The organism is Stenotrophomonas sp. (assembly GCF_032099025.1).
Classification (GTDB): Bacteria; Pseudomonadota; Gammaproteobacteria; order Xanthomonadales; family Xanthomonadaceae; genus Stenotrophomonas.
Map to the genome: position 1 here is coordinate 133,941 of NZ_DAMCID010000001.1, position 16,487 is coordinate 150,427.

Genomic DNA, 16,487 nt, shown 5'->3' on the forward strand with positions numbered 1-16,487 from the left:
GTGCCCCGCAGGCTACGGCAGAGTGGCAGCGGGCGCACGTGTCGCGTGGGATGAACACGCGACACCGTCTGCGGGGAACTATCGACGACGTTCGAAGCCGTCGGCGCTCCAGTCCTCGCTGCCCACACCGTGATGGATCACGAACAGCCCGTCCGGGTCGTAGTGCCGCTTGGCGGCCAGCAGGCGCGGGTAGTGCGGCCCCCAGAAGGCCTGCTGCCAATCGCGCTGGAAGAAATCGCATTCGGACACGTAGGTCGGTGCCGCCGGCAGCACCGTGCGCAGCGCCTGGTAGGACTGCTGGACACGTGCCGCACCCCGCCGCGCGCGGTCCTCGTCCACCACGCCGCCGCTGCCGGCGTAGGCCGGGCCGCTGGCGGTACCGATCAGGGCCAGCGCGAAGGCATCCAGGACCGCCGGATGCGTGGCCGTGGCGCGGCTGGCGTCGATGGCCTCGGCGGGGGCGCCGAACAATCCCTTGTTGCAGTGCAGTTCCACCGGCATGTGCGCCGCCGCCGCACAGATCGCCGCCGCAGCCGCGTCGCGCCGTCCATCACCGAGCAGTGCCGACGGCATCCAGGCCGACGCATATCCGTGCAGATACCAGCCCACCTGGCCCTGGTCGCCCTTCCACAGCATGTGCGTGCGCGGTGCGTCGTTGCGGGTGTCCTCGGCAATGAACTGCGGCGCATGTGCGCGGAAGAAGTCCGCGTCCCACATGTGCCGTGCAGGCAGGGCCGTCGCCTTCAGCGGTTCGAGCAGCGTGTACTGCGGTCGCGCGGCCAGCCACGCCATGAACGGTGCCCACGCCGCGGCGGCGGCGTCCTGGGTCAGCCCTTGGAACACCATCGCCACCTCCAGCGTGCGTGCGCCACCGAAGCGCAGCTGCTCGCCCCAGTGCGGGTTGCACAGCGTGTCGCGGTAGAGGCGCAGCACTTCGGCGGCCAGCGCGTGCCAGCTGTCGTCGCTGTCGGCCTGCACCTTCATCGACACGCCGCCGAACGTGTCGGGCAGGGCGTGGGTGCGCAGCGTGATGCGGGTGACCACGCCGAAGCTGCCGGCGCAGCCGCCCTTCAGGGCCCAGAACAGGTCCGGCTCACGGTCGGCGTTGACCACGCGGACCTGGCCATCGGCGGTGACGATCTCCGCTTCCAGCAGGTGGGCCGCAGCGGTGCCGAAGGCCTTGGAGAAGCTGCCGAAGCCGCCGCCGGTGACCAGCCCGGTGACCCCGACCGAGGTGCAGCCACCGCCCTGCACGTAATGCCCGCCACGCGTGGTGACCGCCGCATAGGCATCGATCCACATCGCGCCGGCGCCCAGGCTCACCGCCGGCTGCGCGGCGGTGCCTGCTGCGGCGCCCTGTGCGACGAAGGCATCGTGCAGTTCCACCTGGTTCATGGCGCGGGTCCAGACCAGCAGCGAATCCGGCGCGCACGACGTGCCGTGGTAGCTGTGCCCGCCCCCCTTGACCACCAGCCGCAGCCGGTGCCGCCGCGCGAAGTCGACGGCGGCGGCGACATCGGCACTGTTCGCGGCGGCCACCACCCGGGCGCTGGGCCGTGACAGCCAGCCGCCGTGGTAGCCGCTGGTCTGGGTGAGGGCGGGCTGGTCGCCGATGAAGAACGGGTTGGCGATCTGCGCCAGTGCTTCGGTGCGGGTGGCGGGGTCGGCCAGGAACGGCGAGACCGGCACCGAGAGGCGGCCGCCGACCGCCTGGGACAGGTGCTCCCAGTCACCGGGCGTGGGCCAGCCGGCAGCGCCCGGGCGGACCCGGGTGAGTGCGCTGGCCGGTCCCGGACGGGTGGCTGCAGCGGCCTTCTGGACCAGGGGCAGCAGGGGCAGGGTGAGGCTGGCTTTCAGGCAGTCGCGACGTTTCATGGGGATGCACAGCGAAGGGCGATGGCCGCAGCATGTGCCGGCCGACCCTTGCTGTCATTGGGTTTGGGGTGAATGACAGCGGGTCTGGGACGAATGGTGGGGAGGGGGTGATGGCTGGCAGCCGGCTGCACCCAGCCGGTAATGGCGGAAGCCATAGCCGCCCTCAACCCGCGCGCACCGACCAGCAGGCGGCGGTGAACACGACCCGGTCGCCCTGCACGAACGGTGCGAAGGCGTCGACCACGGTCGACAGGATCGACGCACGCACGGCGGGGTCCATGCCGGCGGCACGCAGCGCCTGGCCGACCGGGCCGAGCAGGGACACGTAGGTGGGCAGGTCCTCGCGGGCGATGCTGCAGGGCACGTCCAGCGGCGTGATCTGGATGTCGCGCCAGCCGCTGTCGCGCAGGATCGACTGCACCCGGGCGGCGTCGGCAAAGGCGAACTGCCCCGGGCCGTCCGCCGCCCGTGGCGGCAGCGTGAGCAGTGGCAGGGCCGCACGCTCGGCAGTGGTCATGAACGCATTCTCGGCCGGGCTGCGCCAGGCGATGGCGTGCAGGCTGCCGCCTCCGCGCAGCGCGTTCCGCAGCTGGCGGAAGGCCAGCACGGGATCATCGAAGAACATCACGCCGAAGCGCGAGACGATGCGGTCGACGCCGGCCGGTACGAAGGCGTGCTGCTGGGCGTCGGCGACGATGAAGTCGATGTTTTTGCCTGCAGCGGCGGCACGCTCGCGCGCGACGGCGATCATCGGGGCGGAGATATCCACGCCGGTGCAGTGTCCCGCCGGACCCAGCCGCTGGGCGATGGCCAGGCAGACCGCACCGGTGCCACAGCCCACGTCGAGTACCTGCGCGTCGGGCTGGGCGGCGAGCGGATCGGCCAACAGCGGTTCAAACGCGGCGAACATGCCGTCGAGCAGGGCCTGTGCCTGTACCCAGGCATCGCCGGCGGGTCCGTTCCATAGCGCGTGTTGGGTGGGGGGTGAGGGTGGGGTGGGCATCCGGCGATCCGAGGGGGGGAAGGAGATCACCTTGCCACCTCAACCGTGCTTGAGGTCAAGGGGCGATGTATCCGGTCACCCTGTCATTGTGTCGGCCAACAGTTTCATGTTCAGCACCACGATCACGCCGGCAATCGTCCACGCCAAGGTCAGCAGCCAGCGCGGGGCCACCAATGCGCCCATCCTGGTCCTGTCCCCGACGAAGCGTACCAGCGGAATCACCGCGAACGGCAGCTGCATCGAGAGCAGTACCTGGCTGAGTACCAGCAGGCGCGCGGTGCCCTGGTCGCCGTAGATCGCGGTGACGATCACCACCGGTACGATCGCGATGCCGCGCGTGATCAGGCGTCTCGCCCAGGGCGCGATGCGCAGGCGGAGGAACCCTTCCATGACGATCTGCCCGGCGAGCGTCGCGGTCACGGTGGAGTTGATGCCCGAGGCGAGCAGCGCCACCGCGAACAGGGTGGATGCCACGCCAACGCCCAGCATCGGCGCCAGCAGCTCGTAGGCCTGTTCGATTTCCTGCACGTCGGTGCGCCCGTGTGCATGGAATACCGCGGCGGCCAGGATCAGGATGGAGGCATTGATGAACAACGCCAGCATCAACGCGATCGTGCTGTCGGTGACCGCCCAGCGCAGCGCGCTGCGCCGCCCGCTGTCGGTGCGCGGGTAGGCGCGGGTCTGCACGATGGAAGAGTGCAGGTAGAGGTTGTGCGGCATCACGGTGGCACCGATGATGCCGATGGCCAGGTACAGCGCGTGCGGGTTGGTGACCACTTCCGCACGGGGAATGAAGCCGCCCAACACCGCGTGCAGGGGCGGTGCGGCCAGGGCGATCTGGATCGCGAAGCAGGCGAAGATCACCAGCAGCAGCGCGATCACGAACGCTTCCAGCGCACGGAAGCCGCGGTGCATCAGCCACAACACCAGCACCACGTCGACGGCAGTGATGATCGCGCCCATGACCAGCGGCAGGCCGAACAGCAGCTTCAACGCAATCGCCGTGCCGATCACCTCGGCCAGGTCGCAGGCGATGATCGCGATTTCGCACAGCAGCCACAGGCCCAGGTTCACCGGCTTGGAGAAGTGGTCGCGGCAGGCTTGGGCGAGGTCGCGGCCGGTGGCGATGCCCAGGCGCGCCGACAGCCCCTGCAGCACGATCGCCATCAGGTTGGAGAGCAGGATGACCGACAGCAGCAGGTAGCCGAAGTGCGAACCACCGGCGATGTCGGTGGCCCAGTTGCCGGGGTCCATGTAGCCGACCGACACCATGTAGCCCGGGCCCAGGAAGGCCAGCAGCCGGAACCACCAATGGCCGCCACTGGGCACCGCCACGCTGGCGTGCATGTCGCCCAGGCTGGGGCTGTTGCCGGTGGCTTGCGGCCAGACGCCGGCGCTCTCGGAAGTGGGGTCCGCGCTCATGGCCCGAATATAGCAGAGGCTATATTAGTAAGGCCGTGCAAATCAACGCCGCGGTGTCAGCGCGGCGGCGGCAGGGAGCGCATGCCGTGGGTGTGCGGCAGCACGGCCTTCATCGCGTCGATGAAGGCCCGCAGCCGCGACGGAATCTGGCGCGCGGCGGGGTACACCAGGTGCACCGGCAGGGGCGGTGCCTGCCAGTCCGGCACCAGCCGGACCAGCGTGCCGTCGCGCAGGTCATCGGCCACCAGCCAGGCCGAGACCACGGCCGCTCCCAGGCCGGCCAGCGCCGCCTGGCGCACCACGAACAGGTTGTCGGTGAGCAGGCGTGGCTGGATGTCCACCCGCAGCGCCGGGCCATCGCCGGCAGGAAGCAGGCTGAAGCGTTCGCGGTAGTACGTGGTCAGCGCAATCCACGGCAGGCCGGGCAGCCGTGCCGGGTCGTCCAGGTCGCCGCCGGCGACCAGCGCCGGCGCGGCGATCACGATCCGCGGCACCTCGGCCAGTGGGACCGCCACCAGATGCGTCTCCTCCACGACGCCGACGCGGATGGCGCAGTCGATGCCGTCGGCGATGAAGTCCGGCGGGCGGTCCTCCAGCATCCACTCCAGCGTCACCTGCGGGTGGCGGGCCAGGAACTGCAGCATCGGCGGCAGCAGCTGCGCCTGGCCGAACGCATGCGGTACCACCACGCGCAGGCGGCCGCGCGGCACGTCCACTTCGCCGCGCAGGTCGGCCTGGATCGCCTCCCAGTCCTCCACCAGGGCGCGCGCATGCGCATAACACCGCGCGCCGTCTTCGGTGAGGGTCATCTGGTGGGTGGAGCGCTTGAGCAGGTGCAGGCCGAACAGGCGTTCGAGCGCCTGCAGGCGCCGGCTCACCGTGGGCTGGGTCGTGCCCAGCTGCACGGCGGCGGCCGACAGGCTGCCGCTCTCGACGATGCGGACGAAGGTATGCAGCAGGTCGATACGGTCCGCGCCGGCCGCCGTGGGGGTGGGGCTCATGCAACCTTCGTATGATGGATATGTACGGAAGCCTACTACACGGCCTGGATTCGCCGCGCCATGCTGGCCCCACTTTCTTTCCCTGTGGAGCGGCTCATGTCCAGCATGCATATACCGGCCGCGGTGCCGGCCCACACCACGGTACCGTCGCGGTTGATCGTGGCGATGGCCGCCGGTGCCGGGTTCTCGGTGGCCTCGATCTACTACAGCCAGCCCATGCTGGGCGTCATCAGCACCGGCCTGGCCAGCGAACCGCAGGCGACGGGCATGGTGCCCACGCTCACTCAGCTCGGCTATGCCCTCGGCATCCTGCTGCTGGCGCCGCTGGGCGACCGCTTTGACCGGCGCCGGCTGATCCTGGTGAAGTCGGCGGTCCTGGCCGCGGCACTGGGCTGCGCCGCGCTGGCCGGCAGCCTGCCGACACTGCTGATGGCCAGCCTGCTGGTGGGACTGATGGCCACCGTGGCGCAGGACGTGGTGCCGGCGGCGGCAACGCTGGCGCCGGACGCCGAGCGTGGCGCGGTGGTGGGCAAGGTGATGACGGGTCTGCTGCTGGGCATCCTGCTCTCGCGCGTGGCCAGCGGGCTGGTGGCCGAGGTGCTGGGCTGGCGGGCGATGTTCGGCATCGCGGCGGCATCGGTGGTGGTGATGGCCCTGGCGCTGGCGCGCGAGCTGCCGCACATGGCGCCGACCACCCGGCTGCAGTATCCGGCGCTGCTGCGCTCGCTGGCCGGGCTGTGGCGCGGACAACCGCAGCTGCGTCGCGCGGTGTATGCACAAGGCCTGTTGGCCGTTGGGTTCAGCGCGTTCTGGTCGACCCTGGCGGTGATGCTGCACAGCCGCTTTCAACTGGGCAGTGCGGTGGCCGGCGCATTCGGCATCGCCGGGGCCGCGGGTGCACTGGCGGCACCGCTGGCCGGGCGCTGGGCCGACCGGCTCGGCAGTCATGCGGTGGCGCGTATCGCGATCCTGATCGCCCTGGTCGGGTTCGCACTGCTGCTGTTGGATCCGTGGCTGCCGCGTGCGGCGATCCTTCCGTTGCTGGCGATCAGCGCGCTGGTGTTCGACTTCGGCTTCCAGGCTGCCTTGGTCTCGCATCAGACGCTGGTGTACGGGCTGGCGCCGGAAGCGCGCAGCAGACTCAATGCGCTGCTGTTCACCGGCGTGTTCCTGGGCATGGCGGCCGGTGGTGCGCTGGGGGCGGTGGTGTTGGCGCAGGTGGGCTGGAACGGGGTGGCGGTGCTGGCGACGCTGTCCGCCGCGCTGGGCCTGGGAATGCGGCTGCGCTGAGCGGGTCCCCGTGCCGGCCAGCGGCCGGCGTTACAGGGAAATTCGGTGTGCCGGCCAGCGGCCGGCGCTACCGGCGGGATGCGTCAACCGTCGGTATCGCTGCCGGCATCATCCAGGCTGATGATGCCGCGCTTCAGCGCCAGGGTGACGGCGTGGGTGCGGTCGCGCGCGCCGAGCTTCTCCATGATGTTCTTCATGTGCGCCTTCACGGTCTGCTCGGAGATGCGCATCTGTTCGCCGATGCCCTTGTTCGAGCGTCCGCTGGCGACATGGCCCAGCACTTCGGTTTCGCGCGGCGACAGGCTGTCCTCGACCACGTGCGCGGCGATGCTGGCCGCCAGTGTGGCCGGAATGCCGGCGCGGCGACCGCTGTGCACGGTGCGGATGGTGTCCACCAGTTCGTGGCGCAGCATGTCCTTGAGCAGGTAGCCGCTCGCCCCGGCCTGCAGTGCACGCACCGCACGGACGTCGCCACGGTAGGTGGTGAGCACGATGATGCGTGCACGCGGATCATGGTGGCGGATGCGGGTGATCGCCTCCACGCCGTCCATCCTGGGCAGCTGCAGGTCCATCAGCACCACGTCTGGCTGCAGCGCCAGGTACTGGGCCACGGCTTCCTCGCCATCGCCGGCTTCGCCGAGCAGGCGCATGTCCGACTGCATGCCGAGCAGTGCGGCCAGGCCGTCACGCAGCAGGGGGTGGTCATCGACCACCAGGATGCCGATCGGGATGGACGGGGTGGTCATGCGGAGTCTCCGGAAGTGCGCCGCCAGCGCCAGCGCCGACGGTGATGGCGATAGATGCGATCGCCGGGCAGGAACAGTTCGATCTCGGTGCCGATGCTGGGGCGGGACCACAGGTGCAGGCGCGCGCCCAGGCGTTCGGCACGCTCGCGCATGCCCACCAGGCCCCAGCGGCCCTCGGGCAGGATCGGCGGCAGGCCATGCCCATCATCGCGGATGTGCAGGCGCAGGCCGCGCCGCGCGTAGACCAGGTGCACGTCCACCGCGGCGGCGGCGGCGTGCTGCAGGGCATTCAGCAGTGCCTCGCGGCCGATCAGGTAGACCTCCTCGGCGGCATCGTGGCGCAGTGGCTTCGGCGTGCCTTCCACATTGAGGCGAAGCGACGGGCTGTTGGCGTCGGCGGCGCGCTCGCCATACACCTGCACCAGCGCCGCGCCGATGTCCTGGTAGCCGCTGCTGCCGTCGCGCAGCAGGTTGACCCGTTCGCGGCCTTCGGCCAACGCGTTCTCGGCCTGCTGCATGGCCGCTTCCAGTGCCTCACGCACCACCGGCGTGGCATGCACGGAGCGGCTGACCGCGTGCAGGCGCAGGATCAGGCCCTGGGTGCCCTGCAGCAGCGTGTCGTGCAGTTCGCGTGCAATGCGCTCGCGCTCGGCATGGCGCTCCTCCAGGCGTGCCCGCACCAGCTGGGTGAGCCGGCGGCTGCGCAGCCGCATGGCCACGGCGAGCAGGGCCAGGATCGCCAGTACACAAGCGGCCTTGAACCACAGCGTCTGGTATGCCATCGGGGCGATCCGGAAGCTGCGCGACGCCGCCACCGGGCTCCACACCTGGTCCTCGTTCGCGGCCTTGACCTCGAAGCGATAGTCGCCCGGTGGCAGGTTGGTGTAGAAGGCGCGGGTCAGCGGGCCGGCGTCCTGCCACTGGTCATCCAGACCCAGCAGGCGGTGCTGGTAGCGGGTGCGATCGGGACGCGCCAGCGAGACCGCCATGTAGTCGATCTGCAGCTGCGCGGTGCCGGGCGGCAGCACCATCCCGTCGCGCAGCGGCTGCTGCTGGCGACCGTAGGACACGCTGACGATGTGCGGGTGCAGGGGGCGCGCATCCGGTCGCGCCTGCACGGTGTCCAGCCAGGCCAGCCCCTGGTTGGTCGAGACCCACAGCAGTCCATCGGCAGCCAGCACCGCGCTGGGCACCGGGGTGGTCTGGGTGGCAATGCCGGGCATGCCGTCGGCGGTATCGAACAGGCGCGGAGCGAGGATGCGGCCCTCGGCGATGGCGGCGTCCAGGCCCAGGGCATCCACCCGGACCAGACCGCGGCTGCCGTTGAACCAGTAGTGGTCACCGCCGTCGCGCACGATGCCGGTGATGCCTTCGAACACGCCGGGGGCGATCGCCTGTGCGGCGCGGAAACGCCCATCCTCACCCAGCAGGGCCAGACCGTTCTCGCCGGCCACCCAGATGCGGCCGTCGATCATCGCGGTGGCGGTGATCGGGCCGACGGCCAGCCCGTCGGCACGGGTGTAGTGATGGAACCGGCCCGCGTGCCCCACGCGCAGGGTGCCGTCGGGGTAGCCGAGCAGCAGCCGTCCGTCGTCACCGGCCGCCAACGTGCTGCAGGCCTGGCGCGGCAGCGCGGGGTCCGGCGTCCAGCGACCCCGCTCGTAATGCAGCACCGTGTCGTTGCCGAGGCACAGCCAGGCCGCGTCGCGCCCCAGCGGCAGCATCGCGCGCAGTTCATGCGATGCGGGCAGGCGGGGCAGCGTCAGGTCGCGCTCGGTGTCATCGCTGATCACCCGCAGCGCGTCGTGGTCCGCCAGCCACAGTGGCTGCGCGTTGCCCAACCCGGCCCGTTGCCGTGGCGGGGCAACCGTGTCGAGCAGATCGCGTCGCAAGGGGGTGGGGCGCATGTCCTCACCGTACCCGAAGACCTCGCCATCGACCGTGCGTGACAGCGTGCGCAGCGGATCGGCCGGCCCGGGCAGCGACAGGGCCCGGACCTGGTGCGCACGGAAGCGGTTGAGCCCCAGGTTCGTGCCTACCCACAGATTGCCTTCGAGGTCCTGCAGCACCGGGCCGGCAGTGGTCGACGCCAGGCCTTGGGCGGCGTCGAAGCGCTCCACCCGGGTGCCGCCGTTGCCATCGGCGTGCGCCTGGAAGATGCCACCGTTGGCGATGAAGCTGCCCCACAGACTGCCATCGGCGGCGAAATGGAGCCTGCCGGCCAGCAGCGTCGGCAGCCGGTGGGCCTGGCGGTGGGCCGGCGACAACAGCCCGTGTGCATCGGCAATCGGCATGACCCCCTGCAGGCGGTCGGCGAGCCAGACCTGGCCGTCCTGGCGCAGGGCCAGCGAGGAGAATCGTGACACCGCCAGATGCAGGCGTTCAAAGCGCGTGGCATGCGCACGCAGCCGCCACAGCTCGCCCCCGGCCAGCAGCCACAGCGTGCCCTGGCGGTCGCGCAGCACCCAGTGCGCCGGAAGGTCGCCGATGCCCATGGCGGTCGTGGGCGGCTGCCAACGGTGTCCATCGAACCAGCGCAGTCCACCGTCCGACGCCGCCCACAGCCGCCCGCTGCCATCGCGCGCCATGCGCGGGACCAGTCCCGGGCGCAGTCCGTCGCGGCTGCCGAAGTCGCGCGTGCCGTGTGCGTCCAGTCGGGTGATGCCGGCGTTGTAGTACGCGATCCACAGCGTGCCGTCGGGATCGAGGGTGAGCGAGGTCATGTTGGCCGACGGAAACGTGCTGCCGTTCGGCGGTTCCACCCGTTCGAACTGGCGGCCATCGAAGCGGTACAGCCCCGCACCGGTGGCCAGCAGCAGGCGACCGTCAGCCTGCTGGGCGACGTCCCAGATGTCGCCGGGGGCGCCCTGGCCGACCATCCACGTGCTGTGCTCGTAGGCCGCAAAGCCCGCACCCCACGCCTGCAACGGCAGGCATAGCACCAGCAGCAGCACCCATCCGGCCCGGCGCAGGTGGCGCGCGGCGGCGGAACGTGGGGAGTGTCGGGCATCGCACATTGCCCGATTGTCTCAGGCCGGGGGCAGTGCAGGACTACTCTTTCGGGGCAGGCGCGCGCGCAGGGGCTTGCGGTACCACTCACGCAGCACGTTGCGCACCCTGTGATCCGCGATCCCCCATAAGAGTGGCCGGGGGCACCACCCAATGAGGGTAGGGCGACGGCCGCCGGGGAGCGACCATGGGCGGACTCTACAAAGGACTCCCCATGACCACCGCCACCGCCACCGCCGTGCCCGGCGCTTCGTTGCTGTCGCCCACCAACCATGCCCTGGTGCTGATCGACTTCCAGTCGCAGATGGCCTTTGCCACCCGTTCGATCGACATCGCCGCGCTGCGCAACAACGTGTCGCTGATCGCCAAGGGCGCCGCTGGCTTCAAGGTGCCGGTGGTGCTGACCACCGTGGCCGAGACCTCGTTCTCCGGCCCCCTGTTCCCGGAACTGCCGGCGATCTTCCCGGGCCAGCAGGTCTTCGACCGCACCTCCATGAACACCTGGGAAGACGCGCCGGTGATCGCGGAGATCAACCGCATCGGCAAGCAGCGGCTGGTCATCGCCGGACTGTGGACCAGTGTCTGCATCGTTGGCCCGGCGCTGTCGGCGATCGAGCAGGGCTTCGAGGTCTACGTGATCACCGATGCCTGCGGCGATGTCAGCGACGAAGCGCACGAGCGCGCCGTAACGCGCATGGTGCAGGCCGGTGCGGTGCCGGTCACCTCGGTGCAGTACCTGCTGGAACTGCAGCGCGACTGGGCACGCGGCGAGACCTACGGCCTCACCACCGGCATCGCCCGTGAGCACGCCGGTGGCTACGGCCTGGGCATCCAGTACGCCAAGGCCATGTTCGGCGCGCAGGAAGGCGGCCACTGAACATGAGCGGCACCCTCGGCCTGGACCTCGGGCTGCTGGTGCTGCGGGTGGCCGCCGGCGGGTTCCTGCTGCCACACGCGCTGGGCAAGCTGTTCGGCTGGTTCGGTGGCCCCGGCCTGGCCGGGTTCGCCGAGGAACTGCGCGGCTTCCGCCTGCCGGCCCCCGCACCGCTGCCGCTGCTGCTGGCCACGGTGCAGGTGATGTGCGGGCTGGCCGTGCTGCTTGGCTGGCAGACCCGTGTCGCCGCGATCATCGCGGCGCTGTTCCTGGCGTCCACCGCCGTGCTGGCGCTGCCCAAAGGCTGGTTCTGGATGCGCGGCGGCATCGAATATCCGCTGTTCTGGACGCTGGCCCTGTGCGCCATCGCCCTGGCCGGCCCCGGCGCACTCGCGCTGCAGACCTGAGCGCAATGCCGCCCCTGTCCCCGGAGACCCCCATGACCACGCTGCTCATCCGCAATGCCCGCATCACCACCCTGGACCCGCGCGTGCCGCAGGCCGACGCGCTGGCGGTGGTGGACGGCCGCATCGCCGCCATCGGCGCGGAAGCCGAGGTGCGCGCCGGGTTGATCGACGCTACCGTCATCGACGCCGCCGGCCGCCGCCTGGTGCCCGGCCTCAACGACAGCCATACCCACCTCATCCGTGGCGGGCTCAACTACAACCTGGAGCTGCGCTGGGACGGGCTGCGTTCGCTGTCCGATGCGATGGCCATGCTGAAGGCTCAGGTGGACAACACACCGGCCCCGCAATGGGTGCGCGTGGTCGGTGGGTTCACCGCCGAGCAGTTCGTCGAGAAGCGTCTGCCCACGCTGGCCGAACTCAATGCCATCGCGCCGGATACGCCGGTGTTCCTGCTGCACCTGTACGACCGCGCGCTGCTCAACCGCGCCGCACTGCGTGCCTGTGGCTACGACAGGAACACCCCGGACCCGCCCGGCGGCCAGATCGCGCGCGACAGTCTGGGCAATCCGACCGGACTGCTGCTGGCCAAGCCGAATGCGCTGATCCTGTATGCCACGCTGGCCAAGGGGCCGCGCCTGCCGATCGAATACCAGTCCAATTCCACGCGGCACTTCATGCGCGAGCTGAACCGGCTGGGCATCACCTCGGTGATCGACGCCGGCGGCGGCTTCCAGAACTACCCCGAGGACTACCAGGTCATCGAGCAGCTGCACCGCGACGGCGATCTCACCGTGCGCATCGCCTACAACCTGTTCACCCAGAACAAGGGCGGGGAAGTGCAGGACTTCCAGCACTGGAGCGAGATCGTGGCCCCCCGCCAGGGCGACGATCTGCTGCGCCACAACGGTGCCGGCGAGATGCTGGTGTTCTCCGCCGCCGACTTCGAGCTGTTCAACGAGCCGCGTCCGGAGCTGCCGCCGGGCATGGAGCCGGAGCTGGAACAGGTGGTCAGGCTGCTGGTCGAGAAGCGCTGGCCGTTCCGCATCCACGCCACCTACGACGAGAGCATCGACCGCATCCTGGATGTTTACGAGCAGGTCAACCGCGAGGTCCCGTTCGACGGCCTGCACTGGTTCATCGACCACGCCGAGACGATCACCCCGCGCAACATCGACCGCATCCGCGCGCTGGGCGGTGGCCTGGCCATCCAGCACCGCATGGCGTACCAGGGCGAGGCCTTCGTGCAGCGCTATGGCGCCGAGGCCGCCCGGCATACCCCGCCGGTGCGGCGCATGCTGCAGGCCGGCGTGCCGGTCGGCGCCGGCACCGACGCCACCCGCGTGGCGAGCTACAACCCGTGGGTGGCGCTGTCGTGGCTGGTCACCGGGCGCACGGTGGGCGGGCTGTCGCTGTATGGCGAGGAGAACCTGCTCGAGCGCGAGGAAGCGCTGCGCCTGTGGACCCAGGGCAGTGCCTGGTTCTCGGGCGATGAAGCCAACAAAGGCACGCTGGCGGTGGGCCAGCTGGCCGACTTCTGCGTGCTGTCGTCGGACTTCTTCGCGGTGGACGACGCGGCCATCGCCGACATCACCAGCGTGCTGACCGTGGTCGGCGGACGGGTCGTGCATGGGGAAGGCGAGTTCGGTCCGCTGGCACCCACGCTGCCGCCGGCGATGCCGGACTGGTCGCCGGTCAACCGCTTCGGCGGCTATCACGTCGGCGGTGCCGCCATCGGCCTGGTCGCGCAGGCGAATGGCCATGTGCACGCGCATGGCGCAACCGCGTGCCGCACCCATGCGCACGGCCATGCTGCCGCGCATGCCGTGCCCACCGATGCGCCGAACGCGTTCTGGGGCGCACTGGGATGTTCGTGCTTCGCGTTCTGAGCCTGGGGCTGGCGGCATCGCTGCCGTCACTGGCGGTGGCGTGCGAGGACGGTGCGGCCGGTCGCTGCCTTGCGCTGGAGGGCGGTGGCGAGGTGCAGCTGGATGCCTCGCTGCGCCTGCGTGGCATGTATTACGACCCGACCCGCTTCGGGATACAGGGGCGTGAGGACGGCTATGGGCTGCTGCGCGCACTGAGCTCGGTGGCGGTGCGGCGGGGTGCTTGGGACGGCCTGGTGCAGCTGGGCGTACATGCCGAGCAGGGCCGCGATGGTGGACCGGGCGGCACCGATCGTGGCGCGCTCGACCTGCAGCAGGGCTATGTGCGCTGGCAGGGCGAGCAGGTGTCCTGGCAGCTCGGCCGGCAGGAAGCGGCGTACGGCAGTTCGCGGCTGCTGTCGGTACGCGACGGCCCCAACATCCGGCTGGCCTTCGATGGCGTGCGTGGGCGCTGGCAACAGGGCGCCTGGAAGCTCGATGTGATGGCGCTGCGTCCGGTCGACAACCGCATGGGCGCGTTCGACGACCGCGGCGACCGCGGCCAGTACCTGCTCGGCAGCTATGCCACCTGGCACGCGGTGCGGCCCGGCAACGGCGTGGACCTGTATCTGCTGGGCTATGGACGCGACGGTGCACGCTTCGCCAGTGCGGTGGGCGATGAGCGCCGCACGTCGCTGGGGACGCGATGGTTCGCGCTGCAGCCACGCTGGGACGCCAACATCGAGCTGGTGGCCCAGCGCGGCACGCTCGCGGGCGGGCAGGGCAACCTGGCCATCCGCGCCTGGACCCTGGCCAGCGACAGCGGCGTGCGCTGGCCCGGTGTGGCCTGGCAGCCGCGGCTCGGGGTGAAGCTGGACATCGCCAGTGGCGACCGCAACGCGCAGGATGGCCGCTTGAACACCTTCAACGCGATGTACCCGAAATCGGCGTACTTCAGCGAGGCCAGCCTGCTGGCGCCGGCCAACCTGATGGATGTGCAGCCCACCCTGACGCTGACGCCGCGCGCGGACCTGAGTACCGAGCTCGGCGTGCAGCTGGCCTGGAAGCACCGGCGCAGCGACGCCATCTACACCACGCCGGCGCCGCTTTCGGCGGTGCCTGGCACGGCCGGAACCCCGCGGCGGATCGGCCAGCAGTACAAGTGGGAAACCCGCTGGAAGGCCAGCGACCACTGGACCTGGCAAGGCCAGCTGGCCTGGTTCGACGCCGGCCCCGGCCTGCGTGTGGCCGGCGGCCGCGACACCCTGTTTGCATCGGTAGTAGGAGCATGGCAATGGTAGAGACGACTCCGAGCGCCGCCCCCGGCGCGTGGTCCCCCCTGAAGATCCGGCTGTTCCGCGCGATGTGGCTGGCCATTCTCGGCAGCAATGTCGGCACCTGGGTCAACGACGTCGCCGCGGCGTGGGTCATGGCCGAGCGCACCGGGTCGCCGTTGATGGTGGCGCTGGTGCAGTCGGCCACCACGGTGCCGGTGGTGCTGCTGGCCCTGGTGGCCGGCACCCTGGCCGACATCGTCGACCGCCGCCGCTTCCTGCTGTTCACCCAGGGCTGGATGCTGCTGGTGGCGGCCACGCTGGCCACGCTGACGGCCCTGTCGATGCTCACTCCGCCGCTGCTGGTGGCGCTGACCTTCGCCATGGGCTGCGGCGCGGCCATGGGCATGCCCGCGCAGGCGGCCATCGTTTCCGAGCTGGTGCCGCGCCCGATGCTGGCCTCGGCGGTGGCCCTGAACTCCATCGGCATCAACATCGCGCGCTCGCTCGGCCCGGCCATCGGCGGCCTGATCGTGGCGCAGCTGGGCGCCGGCTGGGCGTTCGGCCTCAACGCGCTGAGCTTCGCGGCGATGCTGTGGGTGCTGTTCCGGTGGGTACCCGATGCGCACGTGTCCAGCCTGCCCCCCGAGGGCTTCGGCGCGGGCCTGCGCGCCGGCCTGCGCTACGCGTTGCGTGCCGGCCGCCTGCAGGCGGTGCTGATCAAGTCGGCCGGGTTCTTCTTCTTCGCCAGCGCGCTCACCGCGCTGCTGCCGCTGGTGGTCCGCGCCGAGCTGCATGGTGGGGCCGGCACCTACGGGCTGCTGTTGGGCTGCATCGGCATCGGCGCGGTCACCGGCGCGCTGGTCCTGCCCAGCCTGCGGGCGCGCCTGGACCGCGACCTGCTGGTGCTGCTGGCCACGTTGGCCTGCGCACTGAGCCTGTTCGGGCTGGCCTGGCTGCGGCACATGGCGCTGTTGCCGCTGGCCATGCTGGTCAATGGCTTCGCCTGGATCACCGTGCTTTCCTCGCTGCAGATCGCGGCGCAGACGGCGGTGCCTGCCTGGGTCCGCGCGCGTGCGCTGTCGCTGTACATCATGGTGTTCTCGCTGGGCATGGCGGCAGGCGGCCTCAGCTGGGGCAGCATCGCGCAGCGCACCTCGATTCCGCTCGCCTTGACGGCGGCCGCCATCGGCGCGGTGGTCGCCGGGCTGCTGGTATGGCGCGTCCGCATCGCCGGCAGCGAGGACCTCGACCTGCGCCCGACCGGTCACTGGCCCGCACCGGAGCTGGCGGTGCCGGTCACGCATGACCGTGGCCCGGTGCTGATCACCGTGGAATACCACATCGATGAGGGCGACCGCGCCGCGTTCCATCGCCTGCTGGGTGAGCTGGGCCGGACCCGCCGCCGCGACGGGGCGGTGATCTGGGGCGTTGCCGAAGACGTGGCGACGCCCGGCGTCCACCTGGAGTATTTCGTGACCGCGTCCTGGATCGAACACCTTCGCCAGCATGAGCGGGTGACGGCCGAAGACCGCGCGTTGCAGGACAAGGTGAGGGCATTGCACCGTAACGAACACGCGCCGATCGTGCGGCATTTCGTGGGCGGCAGCGGGGCATTGACCGGGTTGCACCCGGGTCATGATCATGCGGCGTTGGGGTGAGGACCGAGCGCGCGCGGACCGGTACGCGTCGGGCCATGCCACCTTCTTAACCGCAATGCGCGT

At 70.6% G+C, this 16,487-nt stretch carries 12 protein-coding genes; 6 read left to right on the forward strand and 6 right to left on the reverse strand.

Going from position 1 to position 16,487, the window contains the following annotated elements; genetic code table 11:
- Positions 1-78: 78 nt before the first annotated feature.
- From RT456_RS00635 to RT456_RS00650, 4 genes are all read right to left on the reverse strand, one after another.
- Entirely contained in the window at positions 79-1,875 is a 1,797-nt protein-coding gene (locus RT456_RS00635) for an FAD-binding protein (RefSeq protein ID WP_313341092.1), read from the reverse strand.
- A gap of 163 nt (positions 1,876-2,038) precedes the next feature.
- The gene (locus RT456_RS00640) at positions 2,039-2,878 is read right to left on the reverse strand and encodes a class I SAM-dependent methyltransferase (protein ID WP_313341095.1); all 840 of its coding nucleotides are present in this window, start codon (positions 2,876-2,878) and stop codon (positions 2,039-2,041) included.
- 75 nt (positions 2,879-2,953) lie between these two features.
- Positions 2,954-4,300 carry an Nramp family divalent metal transporter gene (locus RT456_RS00645; RefSeq protein ID WP_313341098.1) on the reverse strand — a complete coding sequence of 449 codons (1,347 nt, stop codon included), beginning with the start codon at positions 4,298-4,300 and terminating at the stop codon, positions 2,954-2,956.
- A 56-nt stretch (positions 4,301-4,356) separates the two neighbouring features.
- Positions 4,357-5,301 carry a LysR family transcriptional regulator gene (locus RT456_RS00650; RefSeq protein ID WP_313341101.1) on the reverse strand — a complete coding sequence of 315 codons (945 nt, stop codon included), beginning with the start codon at positions 5,299-5,301 and terminating at the stop codon, positions 4,357-4,359.
- Positions 5,302-5,397: 96 nt separating this feature from the next.
- Here RT456_RS00650 and RT456_RS00655 point away from each other — a divergent pair, with 96 nt between their 5' ends.
- Entirely contained in the window at positions 5,398-6,591 is a 1,194-nt protein-coding gene (locus tag RT456_RS00655) for an MFS transporter (RefSeq protein ID WP_313341104.1), read from the forward strand.
- A gap of 83 nt (positions 6,592-6,674) precedes the next feature.
- On the opposite strand, the gene RT456_RS00660 is transcribed toward RT456_RS00655, so the two are convergent.
- Both RT456_RS00660 and RT456_RS00665 read right to left on the reverse strand, forming a co-directional pair.
- A complete protein-coding gene (locus tag RT456_RS00660) occupies positions 6,675-7,337 on the reverse strand; it encodes a response regulator transcription factor (protein ID WP_313341107.1) in 663 nt (220 codons plus the stop codon).
- A complete protein-coding gene (locus tag RT456_RS00665) occupies positions 7,334-10,354 on the reverse strand; it encodes a triple tyrosine motif-containing protein (protein ID WP_313341110.1) in 3,021 nt (1,006 codons plus the stop codon). The genes RT456_RS00660 and RT456_RS00665 overlap by 4 nt, the downstream gene beginning before the upstream one ends.
- A gap of 206 nt (positions 10,355-10,560) precedes the next feature.
- On the opposite strand from RT456_RS00665, the gene RT456_RS00670 reads away from it, so the two are divergent.
- From RT456_RS00670 to RT456_RS00690, 5 genes are read left to right on the forward strand one after another with little or no spacing between them, the layout of a single operon-like run.
- Entirely contained in the window at positions 10,561-11,223 is a 663-nt protein-coding gene (locus RT456_RS00670; protein ID WP_313341113.1) for a hydrolase, read from the forward strand.
- A gap of 2 nt (positions 11,224-11,225) precedes the next feature.
- Positions 11,226-11,627, forward strand: coding sequence for a DoxX family membrane protein (locus RT456_RS00675; protein ID WP_313341116.1), 402 nt, complete (start codon positions 11,226-11,228; stop codon positions 11,625-11,627).
- A gap of 32 nt (positions 11,628-11,659) precedes the next feature.
- On the forward strand, positions 11,660-13,513 hold the full coding sequence (locus RT456_RS00680; protein ID WP_313341119.1) for an amidohydrolase: 1,854 nt from the start codon (positions 11,660-11,662) through the stop codon (positions 13,511-13,513).
- Entirely contained in the window at positions 13,492-14,790 is a 1,299-nt protein-coding gene (locus RT456_RS00685) for an alginate export family protein (protein WP_313341122.1), read from the forward strand. Before RT456_RS00680 ends, RT456_RS00685 begins: the two co-directional genes overlap by 22 nt.
- Positions 14,784-16,424, forward strand: a complete 1,641-nt coding sequence (locus tag RT456_RS00690) for an MFS transporter (protein WP_313341125.1) — start codon at positions 14,784-14,786, stop codon at positions 16,422-16,424. Before RT456_RS00685 ends, RT456_RS00690 begins: the two co-directional genes overlap by 7 nt.
- The last annotated feature ends 63 nt before the right edge of the window (positions 16,425-16,487 follow it).

Coding starts and splice junctions, on each gene's coding strand:
- RT456_RS00635 (WP_313341092.1), bottom strand. CDS start 1,875: ATGAAACGTCGCGACTGCCTGAAAGCCAGCCTCACCCTGCCCCTGCTG.
- RT456_RS00640 (WP_313341095.1), bottom strand. CDS start 2,878: ATGCCCACCCCACCCTCACCCCCCACCCAACACGCGCTATGGAACGGA.
- RT456_RS00645 (WP_313341098.1), bottom strand. CDS start 4,300: ATGAGCGCGGACCCCACTTCCGAGAGCGCCGGCGTCTGGCCGCAAGCC.
- RT456_RS00650 (WP_313341101.1), bottom strand. CDS start 5,301: ATGAGCCCCACCCCCACGGCGGCCGGCGCGGACCGTATCGACCTGCTG.
- RT456_RS00655 (WP_313341104.1), top strand. CDS start 5,398: ATGTCCAGCATGCATATACCGGCCGCGGTGCCGGCCCACACCACGGTA.
- RT456_RS00660 (WP_313341107.1), bottom strand. CDS start 7,337: ATGACCACCCCGTCCATCCCGATCGGCATCCTGGTGGTCGATGACCAC.
- RT456_RS00665 (WP_313341110.1), bottom strand. CDS start 10,354: ATGTGCGATGCCCGACACTCCCCACGTTCCGCCGCCGCGCGCCACCTG.
- RT456_RS00670 (WP_313341113.1), top strand. CDS start 10,561: ATGACCACCGCCACCGCCACCGCCGTGCCCGGCGCTTCGTTGCTGTCG.
- RT456_RS00675 (WP_313341116.1), top strand. CDS start 11,226: ATGAGCGGCACCCTCGGCCTGGACCTCGGGCTGCTGGTGCTGCGGGTG.
- RT456_RS00680 (WP_313341119.1), top strand. CDS start 11,660: ATGACCACGCTGCTCATCCGCAATGCCCGCATCACCACCCTGGACCCG.
- RT456_RS00685 (WP_313341122.1), top strand. CDS start 13,492: ATGTTCGTGCTTCGCGTTCTGAGCCTGGGGCTGGCGGCATCGCTGCCG.
- RT456_RS00690 (WP_313341125.1), top strand. CDS start 14,784: ATGGTAGAGACGACTCCGAGCGCCGCCCCCGGCGCGTGGTCCCCCCTG.